Source organism: Schaalia cardiffensis F0333, from assembly GCF_005886435.1.
Classification (GTDB): domain Bacteria; phylum Actinomycetota; class Actinomycetes; order Actinomycetales; family Actinomycetaceae; genus Pauljensenia; species Pauljensenia cardiffensis.
In genome coordinates this window covers 450,844-464,278 of the sequence record NZ_CP040505.1, presented here as the reverse complement: position 1 = coordinate 464,278, position 13,435 = coordinate 450,844, and the positions used below count along the sequence as shown (strand labels likewise).

Genomic DNA, 13,435 nt, shown 5'->3' with positions numbered 1-13,435 from the left:
CGCATGATGCGCTTGTGCTCGACTATCCGTAGCCCGTTCTTTGACCGTGTCGAGCACACTAGTAGCATCTGCCCCGGCAGCGTCTCCCACAGCAGCGTCTTTCCCCTGATTGTCCTTTCGGCAGGGACGCAGCGCAGCGAGTGACGCCGAAACCATAATCAGGGGCGTAGATGAACGCCCGCCAACCCGTTGGAACACCCAAACCATGCTTTCGACAAGAACGACGACCGCCAAGCGATGCCGAAACCATATTCAGGGGCACACAAGAACACCCACCAACCCCGTTTAAGCACCCAAACCATGCTTTCGGCAGGGACGCAAGGTAAAGAGTGATGCCAAAATCATATTCAGGGGCACGCAAGAACACCCGCCACCCCGTTTAAGCACCCAAATCACACTCTCGGCAGGGACGCAAGGTAGCGAGTGACGTCGAAATCATATTCAGGGGACAATCCTGAATTCTCCAAGCCTGTACAGACCTTCGTCAGCCCTGGGCGCGGCGCCGAGGTTCTCTCTGCTCTCAATCCCCCCAACACAGCCGAGAGGCACACATCCTGGCTCCTAGCCCGAAAGGAGGAGCGGGGGCCGTCTCTCCCCCTCAACCCACCACACCCGGCTCGTCAGCGCCCCTTCTTTGAAACGAGCAGTCTCCCCACAAGCACACGCCTCTTTCAGGGCAGAGCCTCGAAAAGGCATGTCGGCACCGCCCCGGGTAGCGAGCACGGCTCCAATTCCTTCAGGCTTCACGCCTCTCGACCACGGCCACGACCTCGGCCTCGGCCTCGGCCTCGGCACCAGGCTCGCATCCCTCGGCTGAAACTCGCCTCAACCTCCATCTGTACAAGCTCAGCACCGTTCCCCACAGACGCAGCTCCCCGAAACACCGCCCCCGGCACCAGGCTCGCAGCCCACGACTGAAGCGCACCTCAACCTCCATCTGTACAAGCTCAGCACCGTTCCCCACAGACGCAGCTCCCCGAAACACCGCCCCCGGCACCAGGCTCGCAGCCCACGACTGAAGCGCACCTCAACCTCCGACTGAGTAAGCGCAGCACCGTTCCCCACAGAGTCAGCGCCTTCGACCACGGCACCGACACTTCGCAACCCTCGGCCGAAGCTCCTCACCTTCAGCCTGTGGTCTCGGCAGGTGCAGCCTCCTCAGCAACGGCACCGACAGCAGCGCTGGCCTCGCTCCCCTCAGCTGAATCCCCCGCCTCGGCCTCGGTCGCCACAAACTCTTGCGTGGGAGTCGAAGTGGGGATCTGAGGGAGTGGATGGGGACGAGCGGACTTCGCGACAGCCCTGCGCAAGAGGACCTCCAGCGGCCCGCGCTTGTATCCGCGCGCTTCGAGAAGCTGACAGAAGAGGGCGAGGACGACCCACACTCCGATCGCAATCCCCAGGCCTTGAAGAGGCGTGACGCTGCGAACTCCTGACAGGCCCATCACCGCGAAAATGAGGGCGAAGAGAATCGATTGACCAATGTAGGCAGTCATCGACCTCTTGCCGATCGCGGAGAGGAAGCGATGCGCGCCAGAGAGGGACTCGCGGGCAGGGCCAGCGAAAAGGGTGAGGAGAGCGAGCCAACCGATCGCCCCAAAGAGCCCGGAGAACTCGTGAAGCGCCCCCGCACCGGGCATCCACCAGCTGAGCATTCCAGCCTCGTGGAGGGACTCGGGAGCTCCGAGCAGACTCGCGAGGGTGAGCCCGCCGATGCCGAGTCCGATGAGAAGGCCGCGGTAGCGCTCCGGCGTCTTCATCACATCTGTCGTCGCAACCCAAGCCCCGAGGAAAGTGCAGGGCACGACGATAGAGATGAGGGCAGTCATGATCGTGGAGCCCACCCACTGTCCGAAGGATGCAAGGGGATAGTACCAGTGGAGCATGATGTTGAGGCCGCCCACTCCCGGGTCCCCCTGTAAACCTGGGAAGAGTTCAAACATCATCTGACCTGCGACCATGAACACAAGCATGAAGATGATCTGCACGCCGCCAATGATCGCCATGACCTTGAATCGCTTCTTCACAATGAGACCGGCGAAAATGATGGCGACAAGCGCGTAGGTCCCGATGATGTCCCCGAAGAAGAGGAGTGAGTGGACGAGGCCGAAAAGGAGCATCCAAAATCCGCGCCTGCGCACGAGCCTGCGCGCATCCGCTTGAGCTTCAACTGTGAAACCAGCAAGCCATTGCTCGCGCACTGGGAGGGGCATGTCTGGCATCTGCAAGGCAAGTTCGGTACTTCTTGCTCCGACGTGGGCCCGTGTTCGGCGGATCACCATCGTCATGAGGCCAAAACCGAAGAGGATGGAAAAGAGCGGATACGCCCTGTGGTCCACGAGAAGCCCCCGCATCAAAATCCACCATCGGTCGGCAACGCCCGGCTCGGCTTGGACTGGGAAGAACATCAACCACACGGGGACGTTTGCCACGGCGATGAGGAGGAGCATGAAACCGCGCGCAACATCTGGCGCGGGGTATCGCGGGGAATTGGCTCCGGTGAAAGACGCTGCTGAAGACATGCGTTAAGAGTATTCAGAGGGGGAAGATACTACGGTCGGGGAAAGCCCCGATTTGTCCCCCATCTCCTCTTTCAGCTGCCTTCCCCCGCAGCCTTGGCTTCCCCCGCAGCCTCGGCTTTCCCCCGCTTTGCTGGCTTTTTCGCCACCTTGCTGGCATTTGCCCCGTCATGTCTCTTTTTCTGCAATCAAACAGCGGCGGATCTTTTGTGGTGTGTCAAGCGGCTGAAAGGAGATTCGTGATTGGGGCGGGAGCGTGGACGGGCTCCATCTCAGATCATGACGTGGAGAATGACGATGCTTCAGCGTGCGTAGCGGGCCCAAACACACGAAAGCAGTCCGGAAAGGTGAGAGCCGCACAAACACACAACAACCACCCAAACACAGGAAAACCACCAAAACACACGACAACAGCTCAAACACAGGAAAGCCACCAAAACACACGAAAGCGGCCCGGACTCGAGTCCGGGCCGCTTCCTTCGTGGCGCCGTATCACCTCGGCGTGAGCACGTGCCGGGGCGATGCCCATCGACGCCGGGTCAGATGCCGATCGCCTTCGCGAACTCAGCCTTGATGAGGGTCAGGCGCTCGCGCGCCGCCTCCCAGGGGACCTTTGCCCCGTCCTCGACTGGGAGAATGACCTCCAGATAGCACTTGAGCTTCGGCTCCGTGCCCGAGGGGCGAGCGATCACGCGATCGTTCGCCTCGGTGAGGACCGTGATCGCATTCGTCCCCGGAAGCCCATCCCAGCCCTTCGATAGGTCGGTGACCTCAGTGACGGGAGAACCTGCGAGTTCCTTCGGAGGATTGGAACGCAGGCGATCCATTCCCTCGGTGATGAGCCCGAGGTTATCGACGCGGAAGGTCAGCGGCATGGTGAGGTAGCAGCCGTAGGCGCGCGCCATACGATCCAGCTCCTCTTGTCCGCTCGAGCCCTTGGCCTTGAGGCCGGCGAAGAGGGAGGAAGCGACGACCGAGGTCGAAATCCCGTCCTTATCGCGAGCCTGATCCGGGTCGGGGCAAAAACCAATGGCCTCCTCATAGCCGAAGCGGATCCCCGGGGTGCGCGCAATCCACTTGAAACCGGTCAAAGTGTGCTGATAGCCGAGGCCGTGCTCGCTCGCGATGCGCTCCAGCAGACGCGAAGAGACGATCGAATTCGCGAAGACAGAACCGGCGGGCGCGCTCTGGGCGATGTATTCGCCGAGGAGCGAGCCGATCTCGTCACCGGAGAGCTGACGCCATCCCTTCTCCGCGTTGGGATCTGGGATCGCGAGGGCGCAACGGTCCGCGTCCGGGTCGACAGCGATGATGAGGTCCGAAGCGTTGCGCTGGGCTTCCTCCATTGCGAGGTCGAGGGCGCCGGGCTCTTCAGGGTTCGGGAAGGAGACCGTCGGGAAGTCCGGGTCGGGCTCGGCCTGTTGGGCGACGAGATCCACCTGAGTGAAGCCCGCTTCGGTGAGGACCCGCTTCGTCAGGGCACCGCCCACGCCGTGCATGGCAGTGAGGGTGATCTTCAAAGCGGCCTTCTCCTCGGCGCTGCCACGGGCGAGGGCGGTCGCTGCGGCGACGTAATCGTCACGAGGATCGACGTCTTCAATGTTGAGCGTGTCCTGTGGGACCTCGTCGGCGGGCGGGCATGCGGCGATCGCCTCAGCGATTCGGGCATCATGCGGGGGCACGATCTGGGCACCCTGGCCGGCGTCGGAGACGACCGTTCCACCGAGGTAGACCTTGTACCCATTGTCCTTAGCGGGATTGTGAGAGGCGGTCACCATGATCCCGGCGTCCGCGTCGAGGGCGCGAACGGCGAAGGACGTCAGCGGCGTCGGATTCTTCACCGGCAGTGCGAGGGCGTGGCAGCCCGCCGCGGAGAGGACCCTGGCGGCCGCGCGGGCGAAATCCACGGAGCCGTAGCGGGCATCACAGCCCACGACGACGCGGGGAGCGCGATCCGTCTGAGTCTTCAGGTAGGCGGCGAGCCCTGCAGTGGCGCGGATGACGACGGCGAGATTCATGCGGGACTCGCCTGGGCCGATTTCGCCGCGAAGACCGGCGGTGCCGAATTCGAGGGGACCCGACATTGCGGCCGTCACTTCGGCGAGGGCGGCCTCGTCTCCCTTTTCCGCCGCCTCAAGGGAGGCGAGGAGGCGAGTGGAGGTCGCGGTATCGGGATCGTGGTTCGCCCATTGACGGGCTGATTCAAAAAGCTCGTCGTTCATCACTCTCACTCCTCGATGTCTGCGAGGATCGCGAGGGAAGCGGAGACTCCCAGGCGGGAGGCTCCGGCCTCGATCATTTCAAGGGCCGTCTTGCCGTCACGAATACCGCCCGAGGCCTTCACGCCGAGTCGGTCGCCAACCGTTTCGCGCATGAGTCGCACAGCGTGCACGGAGGCGCCTCCGGCGGGGTGGAAGCCTGTGGAGGTCTTCACGAAGTCGGCGCCCGCAGCTTCACTGGCTTTGCAGGCCATGATGATCTCCTCGTCGCTGAGGGCAGCGGACTCGATGATGACCTTGAGGATCTTCGGTGCGGGCACGGCGTCTCGGACGGCCTTGATTTCAGCTTCAAGTTCCTTGGCTCGCCCCTCCTTCACGAGGGCGAGGTTGATGACCATATCGACCTCATCTGTGCCATCCTCGACCGCGCGGGCGGCTTCGGCTGCCTTGATCTCCGGCTTCACCGCGCCGGAGGGGAAACCGACAACGCAGGCGACGTGGAGCCCCTCGGGAACTTCAAGGGGAAGCATCGAGGGCGATACGCACACGGAATAGGTGCCCAGTTCGGCGCCCTCCTTGACGATCCTTGCGACATCGGCCCCGCTCGCCTCGGGTTTGAGGAGAGTGTGGTCGATCATCTGGGCGACTTCGGATTTCTTCATACTGTGATACTCCTGAGAGTTCGAATGCGAGTGTGCGGGCGATCAGATCTGGGCGAGCGGGAGGGCGAGCTCCATCATGTCTGTGAACGCCGTCTGACGCTGCTCCGCCGTGGTGACCTCTCCGGTGACGAGGGAGTCCGAAACGGTGAAGATGCCGAGGGCTTCGACTCCGGCGTCGGCTGCGGTCGCATACAGACCGGCAGTCTCCATCTCAACGGCGATGATGCCCATCTTCGCCCAACGATCGTTGAAGCTCGGGTCGGCGTTGTAGAAGGTGTCGGAGGAGAGAATGTTGCCGACGTGGCTGGTCACACCATTCGCCTTCGCGCGCTCGCGCACGGCCTCGATCAGACGGAAGGAGCCGATGGGAGCGTAGGTTCCGGGAAGGTTGTACTGGTTGATGAAGTTCGAGTTCGAGCAGGCCGCCTGGGCGATGACGACATCGAAGACATTGACCTCGGGCTGGAGGGAGCCGCAGGTTCCGATGCGGATGAGCTTTTCACAGCCGTAGACGTGGATGAGTTCCCAGGCGTAGAGGGAGATCGAGGGGATGCCCATGCCCGAGCCCATGACAGACACCTGAGTGCCTTGGTAGTAGCCGGTGAAGCCGAGCATGTTCCTCACGGAGTTGAACTGTTGGGCGTCCTCCAGGTAGGTCTCGGCGATGAACTTCGCGCGAAGCGGGTCTCCGGGCAGGAGGATCGTTTTCGCGATCGGACCCTGAGGGTTGATGTGCGGCGTGGCTTTCATCTTAGACATGTGTCCTCCAGTGTGGGCGGTCGGGACCTCATCGTCCCAGACTCGTTTCAGGGTAAAACAGCAAATATCATTTCGTCAATCAACAAATTGACATTTGTTCCGTTCGTGGGCGGAGCGAGACGGCGAGAGAGATCTGCTCCTCCCCCGCCTCGACCCTCAGCTTCAATTCGTTGCCCGTCCGAACTTCGGCCTCGACGCTTCCCGCCCCGCTTCAGTCCCCGGCCTCGTCCTCGAGAAGGAGAGCGAGCGCAAGATCCTGATCAACGACCACGTGAGTCGCCAAGCCCATCCGCATCGCGGTTTTGAGAGCCACAGCCTTCTTCGGGCCCCCGGCGACAAGGACCCGGATTGGCCGGGAAGCCAGGTCCACCAAAGAAATCCCCGCCGTCCTCGCGTCAATCTCAGGGACGGCGACCTCGCCGCTCGCGGTGAAGAAACGAGAGCAGGCATCCCCCACGGAGCGCTCAAGAAGACGTGTGATCTCTTCTTCATGAAGATGCCCGAGGTTGAAGACGAGGGCCTCGCGAGCGAGCGCACCAACCGTGAAGACCACGAGATCCGTGCGTCGCCCCGCCTCAAGGATCTGCGCAATATGCCGGTCGGATTCCACGATCCTCAAAGTCCGGACATCATCGAAGATCACAGGAAGCGGCAAATACCTGGCACTCGCATTGAAGGCAGTGCAAAAGGCCCTCATGATCTCAAAATCATTCGTCGCCTGATCGGAATGGGAGGTCCCGCCTTTGAGTTGGACGATTTCCACGTCCCTGTGCACCGTCGGGCGAAGATGCGAAGCGATCGCATTCATCGTGCGCCCCCAGGACACTCCGACGCTCATGCCGTCGCGCACAAGGGACTCGACAAGCTCCGCGCCCGCGCGCCCCAATTCTTCAAGGAGCTCTCGCTCATTCGAAGCGACCGGGTGGACCACGCGCACATGCTTCAAAGCGAAACGCTCCTCCAAACGAGTGGCGAGCAGCGAGGACTTCTCACGCGGGTCGTGAATCTCAATGGTGACGAAGCCCGCCTCCTTGCCGCGCTGAAGGAGCTTGGCAACGGTTGGGCGTGAAATCCCCATCTTCGATGCGACCTCGGCCTGGCTGAAACCATGCTCGTAGTAGAGCCTCACCGCGTCGATCGCCTGCTCATCCTTCTTGTCCATCTGCCCTCCTTTCATTGCACGAGCCATTGTCTGTACGACTCCTTAAGGTCTTGCCGACTCCACGAGACTCCCCAGCGCGAACACCCCGCCCCCTTGGGAACACAGGTCCTTCGCTCGAAGCCGCGATTCCCCTTCACAGGACACTGCGCGACCCGATCAAGGTGGCGGACCCCCAATGATTCAGGCGCCCGCCACAGTGAGCGCTGAAGAGTCTTCTCTCACATGACCTGCAATTATCACCCGATCTCATCGAGCACGACACAAGCCGCGTCTGGGGCCGAGTCGCCGATCACAATGCCACCTTCGAGGGATTCGAGAGCGCGAGGGATTCTCCACTCGTCATCCGTGTGCAGCGTCAAGAGCGGCTGTCCCTTCTTCACCGGATCACCCGGCTTCGTGTGGATTTCAATACCGGCACCCGCCTGAACCGGGTCCTCCTTCACCGCACGCCCAGCGCCTAAACGCCATGAGGCAACGCCGACGCTCAGCGCATCCAATGTGTGAAGGACACCGTCTTCTTGCGCGAACACGACATGCGATTCCGCGCCGATCGGGAGTTCGGCATCGACCTCGCCCCCCTGGGCCTCGATCATCTCGCGCCACACATCCATTGCGCGACCATCTTTAAGTGCCGCCTCCACATCGACATCCGTCTTCCCAGACATTTCAAGCATCTTGCGGGCGAGGGTGCAGGTCAGTTCCACCACATCAGCGGGACCACCTCCTGCGAGGACCTCGACGGACTCGCGCACTTCCAGGGCATTGCCGACAGTGAGCCCCAGGGGCGTTGACATGTCGGTGAGGTAAGCGAAGGTCTTCACGTCGGCATCCGCCCCAAGGTCCACCATCGTGCGCGCCAATTCGCGCGCCTGATCAATGTCCTTCATGAACGCGCCAGAACCGACTTTCACATCGAGGACGAGAGAACCCGTCCCCTCAGCGATCTTCTTCGACATGATCGAAGAGGCAATCAGCGGAATGCAGTCGACCGTCGAAGTGATGTCGCGCAGCGCATAGAGTTTCTTATCTGCAGGCGCCAAACCCGCACCCGCCGCGCAGATAACCGCACCGCAGCCTTCGCCGAGCTGGGAGTAGATCTCCTCATTCGACATGCTTGCTCGCCACCCGGGGATCGACTCGAGTTTGTCGAGGGTTCCTCCGGTATGACCGAGACCGCGACCCGACAGCTGTGGGACGGCCACATCGAAAACGGCGACGAGGGGGGCGAGTGGCAGGGTGATCTTGTCGCCGACCCCTCCGGTGGAGTGTTTATCAGCTGTTGGGCGCGCCAAGGAAGCGAAATCCATGCGCTCACCGGATGCGATCATCGCGCTGGTCCACTGCGAGATCTCCTCACGGTTCATGCCGCGCAAGAAGATGGCCATCGCCAGGGCGGCCATCTGCTCATCTTTGACCGCACCTCGCGTATAGGCATCAATGACCCAGTCGATCTGGGGCTTCGTGAGGGCATGCCCATCCCTCTTGACGCGGATGACGTCAACGACGTCGAAGAGTTCCATTGTGTTTCCTTCCCACCGGGCGCCCCAACTTCGGGGCGCCCGGATCGCTTCACTTCGCCAGAGCTTGCCCGCTGGTGACCTCACTGAGGTTGCTCGGCCCGAAGGCGCCGGGCAGGACCTCACTCATCGCCATCGGCCCAGTGGGCATGAGGATCAGGCACTCGTTGCCTCCGTGCTCGAAGATGAGCTGGCGGCAACGCCCACAAGGGGCGCAGGCCTGGCCATTGCCATTGACAATGGCTACGGCCTTCAGGCGCCCACCCCCGTGGCGCACCAGGTCGGAGATCATTCCGCATTCAGCGCACAGGGTCACGCCGTATCCGGCGTTTTCCACATTGCACCCCGAGACCATCCTTCCGTCAGTCGTCAGGCCCGCAGCGCCGACAGGGAAGTGCGAGTACGGGCAGTAGGCGGAGCACATGGCTTCGACAGCTGCGGCGGTGAGGGTCTTCCAGGTCTGCTCATCAAGCGTGTTCGTCATCGTGGACATCACTTCACGTAGGGGATGTTCTCAGCAGCGGGTGCCTTCGACTTTCCAACGAATCCGGCGACGGCGACGATCGTCACGAGGTAGGGGATCATCGACACGAGATCGGAGGGAATCGCAGGTGACACGTTCGGGAGCATCCTGGCGACCGCCTGCGCAAAACCGAACATGAGGGCTGCGGAGGTCGCTCCGAGCGGATGCCATTTACCCAGGATCATCGCCGCGAGGGCGATGTACCCATTGCCTGCGGAGATGTTGTCGGTGAATGCCAGGCCCGAACCGATTGTGAAGAAAGCACCGCCCAGACCCGCGAAGCTCGAGGCGAGGATCGCGTTTCTGCCTCTCGTGCGGTTCACGTTGATGCCGACCGTGTCGGCGGCCTTCGGGTGCTCACCGCAGGCGCGCAGGCGCAGACCCCAGCGGGAGCGGTAGAGGAACACCGCGAGGAAGGCGACCGCGAGATACATGAGGTACACGAGGAGCGTTTGGTTGAACAGCATCGGCCCGATCACCGGGATCTCCGCAAGGAGGGGGATCTTGATCGGTGTGAGTGAGAACTGGTTCGTGTTGAGGGTCTGCGGGGAGACCTTCATGAGGGTCCCGTAGAAGAAGGTCGTCAACCCCAGGGCGAGGACGTTGAGGACCACGCCGACGATGATCTGATCGACTCCGTACTTCACCGAGAAGAGAGCGAGGAGGGAGCCGAGGAGAGCGCCGGCGAGAGGTGCCGCAATGATGCCCGCATAGGGAGTTTGGAAGAAGGAGGCCGCCATGACGCCGGCGAATGCGCCGACGAGGAGGTCGCCTTCGATTGCGATGTTGACGACGCCCACATGCTCGGAGACGACGCCCGAGAGGGAACCGAAGATCAGCGGAGTGGAGATCGCGATCGTCGACACGAGAAGAGAGGTCAAGGTGACGACGCCGTTGGAACCGCTGCCCGCGTACACGAGGAAGCCGAAAACGGTTCCGATTCCGGCGAGGGCCATGAGCAGGGAGGAAAGCCAACGGGCGGGAGTGCGCCTCGTCGTCGTGCAAAAGAGCGACCACGCGGCAATAAGGGCGACGAGGACGAAGAGGACCCACAGGATCGGGGCGCCCGGTGTGGTGATGTCCTCAAGCGTGTAGGACTGGGACCTGTCGTTGAGGCGGAGATGAACGTCTCCGGAGGCCGTCGAAGCGAAGAGGGCGAGCAGGACTGCCCCCAACACGTAGGCGATCGGCATCTTCCATGAGCGCTTGAGCTGCACTTCGGTCTGTTCAGCGAGAGTCTTTTCAAAGCTCACTGTGCGTCTCCTTCCTTGTGTGAGGCCGTCGGGTTCACGGCTTCATCACCCGTTCCAGCTGCGAAGGTCTTGGCGGCGCTGGCTTGCTCCGAAGCTTGGGACTGTGCAGTGGCCGAGGCGGGAGTCTGGGCGAGGGCGGCGAGCTGTGCCCGCAAGGGCTTCTCCGAACCCTTGGGCAGGTGGAAGAGCCAGCGCACGAGCGCGGGAGCCGCGATGAGCAAAACGATGACCGACTGGAGGATGAGGATCATGTCGATCGGGACGCCCTTGGGCTGCATGACGTATCCGCCCGCTTTGAAGGCTCCGAAAAGCAGGCCGGCGAAGAAGGTGCCCACTGGCTTGTTGCGTCCAAGGAGGGCGACGGTGATCGCGTCGAAGCCAATGGATCCGGCGACATCGCGCGATACGTATCCGATGGTGCCCAGTGCTTCATTCGCGCCCGCCAGGCCGAGGAAAGCACCGGAAATCATCATGGTGATCGTCGTGATGCGTCCGACGGAGATGCCCGCGGTACGGGCTGCATCCGGGTTCGCGCCGACTGCTTTGACCTCGAAGCCCAAAGTGGAGCGGTCGAGGATCCACCAGAACACGACGACGGCGATGATCGCGACGATGAGGCCCGCATGCAATTTGAAGGGGTTGGGCAGCAGGGGCGTGAAAGCCGCAGTGTCGGCGACGACGGGGGTTTGCGGCTGGTTGGAGCCGGGGACCTGCCACGCCTTTTGAGCGAGGACATAGCCCAGGGCGAGGCCCGCGATCGAGTTGAGCATGATCGTGACGATCACTTCATTCGCGCCGGTGCGCGCCTTGAGGAAGCCTGCGATGCCCGCGTAGAGGGCGCCCGCGATGATTGCGGCGAGCAGTGCGAGGATCGTGTGTAGGACCGGGGGCAGGTGGAGGCTGAAGCCGACCCACACGGCCGCGAGAGCCCCGAAGATGACCTGGCCCTGTCCGCCGATGTTGAACAGTCCCGCCCTGAAGCCGAAGCCTAGGCCGAGGCCGCCGATGATCAGCGGGATCGCGTAGAAGAAGGAGTTCGTGATCGGCTTGATCTGACGTTGGAGGCTCGAAGCCTCCGGGTCGAAGATCGCGCCGCGGAACATGGCGTAGTAGGCCTCAGAAACGGAGGCTCCTGCCATGACAATGAGGATCGCGCCGAGCGCGAATGCGACGACGACAGCGAGGATCGAAACGAACCACTTCGATCCGAGGGCGTGGCGGAGAACGATACCCGCCGTGGACGGTGACTTCTTCGTCATCGCTCCTCCTTTTCAGCGTTGGAGCCGGAAGCAAATGCTTCCTCAAGCGGAACTCCGGCCATCATGAGGCCGAGGACTTCGCGCGGGGTCGTCGCGGGCACAATGCCCATGATGCGCCCGCGGTACATGACCGCGATCCGATCAGCGAGGGCGACGACCTCGTCGAGTTCGGAGGAGATGAGCAGAACCGGCACGCCCTTGTCCCGCATCGCAACGATCTGCTTGTGGATGAACTCGATGGAGCCGACATCGACGCCGCGGGTCGGCTGGTTCACGACGAGGAGCTTGAGCTCCTTCGACATTTCGCGGGCGACGACGACCTTTTGCTGGTTGCCGCCCGAAAGAGAAGAGATCGGGTCCTCGATGCGTGTCAGGCGGATGTCGTATTCCTCGCGCAGGTCCTCGGCGTTCTTCGCGATGACTCCGAGTTTGAGCATGGGACCGGCGGAGAAGGGCGCCCTGTTGTACTGGTCAAGCACGAGGTTTTCGGCGATGGAGAAGGAGGCGATGATGCCGTCCTTCGAGCGGTCCTCGGGAACGAAACCGATTCCCGATTCCAAGGATTTGCGCGGGTTGGCGTGGGTGATGTCGATCCCTTCGAGGGCAATCGAACCGGAGTCGGGGTTGACTAGACCGAGGATCGCTTCGGCAAGTTCGGTCTGCCCATTGCCCTGAACGCCCGCGATGGCGAAAATTTCACCTCGTTCGATGCTGAAGGACACGTGGTCGAGAATCGCGTTGCCCAAGGGGGCGAGCATGGAGACGGAATCGAAGACGAGGCCGCCTCCTGCAGGTTTCGCCTCCTCCTTTTCGACTTTGAGCATGATGGCGCGGCCAACCATTTTGTTGGCGAGTTCGTTCTCGGAATCTTGAGGGGAGGCTGTGCCGACAACGGCGCCGCGTCTGATGACGGTGATGTCATCGGAGACTGCACGTACTTCGCGTAGCTTGTGGGTGATGAACACGATTGAGGTGCCAGAGTCTGCGAGTTGGCGCATGATCGTCATGAGTTCATCGGTTTCTTGGGGTGTGAGGACCGCGGTCGGCTCATCGAGGATGAGGACCTTCGCTTCGCGCGAGAGGGCTTTGACGATTTCGACGCGCTGTTGGGCGCCGACCGGCAGGTCTTCGATCTTCGCGTCAGGGTCGAGGTCGAATCCGAAGCGCGCCGAGACCTCGCGCACGATCTGCCTGGCTTTGGCGATGTCAATGAGTCCGGCTTTGCCTGTGGGCTCATCACCGAGGGCGATGGATTCGGCGACTGTGAACACGGGGATCAGCATGAAGTGCTGGTGCACCATGCCGATGCCTGCGGCTACCGCGTCTCCTGGGCCTTTGAAGACAACGGGCTTACCGTCGATGAGGATCTCTCCCTCGTCGGGCTGGTGCAGGCCGTAAAGAACGTTCATCAGGGTGGATTTGCCCGCGCCGTTCTCACCCAGGAGCGCGTGGATGCGCCCTTCTTCGATATTGAGGTCGATGTGGTCGTTTGCGACGAGGGGGCCGAAGCGTTTCGTGATCCCCCGGAGTTCCAGTTTCACTGGTTGCCGTCCTTCATTCTT

General features: G+C 62.1%; 11 protein-coding genes. 1 reads left to right on the top strand and 10 read right to left on the bottom strand.

The genetic code is table 11. The annotated features are described in order from the left end of the window. The first annotated feature begins 694 nt into the window (after window positions 1-694). Window positions 695-817, top strand: a complete 123-nt coding sequence (locus FFA61_RS09495) for a hypothetical protein (RefSeq protein WP_278023273.1) — start codon at window positions 695-697, stop codon at window positions 815-817. 310 nt (window positions 818-1,127) lie between these two features. Here FFA61_RS09495 and FFA61_RS01895 read toward each other — a convergent pair whose 3' ends face one another. The 10 genes from FFA61_RS01895 to FFA61_RS01850 form a co-directional block, all read right to left on the bottom strand. Next, window positions 1,128-2,522: a DUF418 domain-containing protein gene (locus tag FFA61_RS01895; RefSeq protein ID WP_005962153.1), complete on the bottom strand. Its 1,395-nt coding sequence runs from the start codon at window positions 2,520-2,522 to the stop codon at window positions 1,128-1,130. Window positions 2,523-3,058: 536 nt separating this feature from the next. Beyond that, entirely contained in the window at window positions 3,059-4,741 is a 1,683-nt protein-coding gene (locus tag FFA61_RS01890; protein ID WP_040313731.1) for a phospho-sugar mutase, read from the bottom strand. Window positions 4,742-4,746: 5 nt separating this feature from the next. Then, window positions 4,747-5,400: a deoxyribose-phosphate aldolase gene (deoC, locus tag FFA61_RS01885; protein ID WP_005962155.1), complete on the bottom strand. Its 654-nt coding sequence runs from the start codon at window positions 5,398-5,400 to the stop codon at window positions 4,747-4,749. Window positions 5,401-5,442: 42 nt separating this feature from the next. Further along, window positions 5,443-6,150, bottom strand: a complete 708-nt coding sequence (gene deoD / locus FFA61_RS01880; RefSeq protein WP_040313732.1) for a purine-nucleoside phosphorylase — start codon at window positions 6,148-6,150, stop codon at window positions 5,443-5,445. A 220-nt stretch (window positions 6,151-6,370) separates the two neighbouring features. Beyond that, the gene (locus FFA61_RS01875; protein ID WP_040313522.1) at window positions 6,371-7,321 is read right to left on the bottom strand and encodes a sugar-binding transcriptional regulator; all 951 of its coding nucleotides are present in this window, start codon (window positions 7,319-7,321) and stop codon (window positions 6,371-6,373) included. A 236-nt stretch (window positions 7,322-7,557) separates the two neighbouring features. Continuing rightward, entirely contained in the window at window positions 7,558-8,841 is a 1,284-nt protein-coding gene (locus FFA61_RS01870) for a thymidine phosphorylase (protein WP_005962158.1), read from the bottom strand. Window positions 8,842-8,890: 49 nt separating this feature from the next. Continuing rightward, window positions 8,891-9,331, bottom strand: a complete 441-nt coding sequence (locus FFA61_RS01865) for a cytidine deaminase (protein ID WP_005962159.1) — start codon at window positions 9,329-9,331, stop codon at window positions 8,891-8,893. Next, complete coding sequence (locus tag FFA61_RS01860) at window positions 9,331-10,554, bottom strand: ABC transporter permease (RefSeq protein ID WP_051057834.1); 1,224 nt, start codon at window positions 10,552-10,554, stop codon at window positions 9,331-9,333. The genes FFA61_RS01865 and FFA61_RS01860 overlap by 1 nt, the downstream gene beginning before the upstream one ends. A gap of 56 nt (window positions 10,555-10,610) precedes the next feature. Beyond that, a complete protein-coding gene (locus FFA61_RS01855) occupies window positions 10,611-11,873 on the bottom strand; it encodes an ABC transporter permease (protein ID WP_005962161.1) in 1,263 nt (420 codons plus the stop codon). Then, a complete protein-coding gene (locus FFA61_RS01850; protein ID WP_005962162.1) occupies window positions 11,870-13,414 on the bottom strand; it encodes an ABC transporter ATP-binding protein in 1,545 nt (514 codons plus the stop codon). Before FFA61_RS01850 ends, FFA61_RS01855 begins: the two co-directional genes overlap by 4 nt. Window positions 13,415-13,435: the final 21 nt, after the last annotated feature.

Bases quoted from the DNA above. Each gene is read 5' to 3' on its own strand.
- FFA61_RS09495 (WP_278023273.1), top strand. From the start codon at position 695: ATGTCGGCACCGCCCCGGGTAGCGAGCACGGCTCCAATTCCTTCAGGC.
- FFA61_RS01895 (WP_005962153.1), bottom strand. From the start codon at position 2,522: ATGTCTTCAGCAGCGTCTTTCACCGGAGCCAATTCCCCGCGATACCCC.
- FFA61_RS01890 (WP_040313731.1), bottom strand. From the start codon at position 4,741: ATGAACGACGAGCTTTTTGAATCAGCCCGTCAATGGGCGAACCACGAT.
- deoC (WP_005962155.1), bottom strand. From the start codon at position 5,400: ATGAAGAAATCCGAAGTCGCCCAGATGATCGACCACACTCTCCTCAAA.
- deoD (WP_040313732.1), bottom strand. From the start codon at position 6,150: ATGAAAGCCACGCCGCACATCAACCCTCAGGGTCCGATCGCGAAAACG.
- FFA61_RS01875 (WP_040313522.1), bottom strand. From the start codon at position 7,321: ATGGACAAGAAGGATGAGCAGGCGATCGACGCGGTGAGGCTCTACTAC.
- FFA61_RS01870 (WP_005962158.1), bottom strand. From the start codon at position 8,841: ATGGAACTCTTCGACGTCGTTGACGTCATCCGCGTCAAGAGGGATGGG.
- FFA61_RS01865 (WP_005962159.1), bottom strand. From the start codon at position 9,331: ATGTCCACGATGACGAACACGCTTGATGAGCAGACCTGGAAGACCCTC.
- FFA61_RS01860 (WP_051057834.1), bottom strand. From the start codon at position 10,554: ATGCCGATCGCCTACGTGTTGGGGGCAGTCCTGCTCGCCCTCTTCGCT.
- FFA61_RS01855 (WP_005962161.1), bottom strand. From the start codon at position 11,873: ATGACGAAGAAGTCACCGTCCACGGCGGGTATCGTTCTCCGCCACGCC.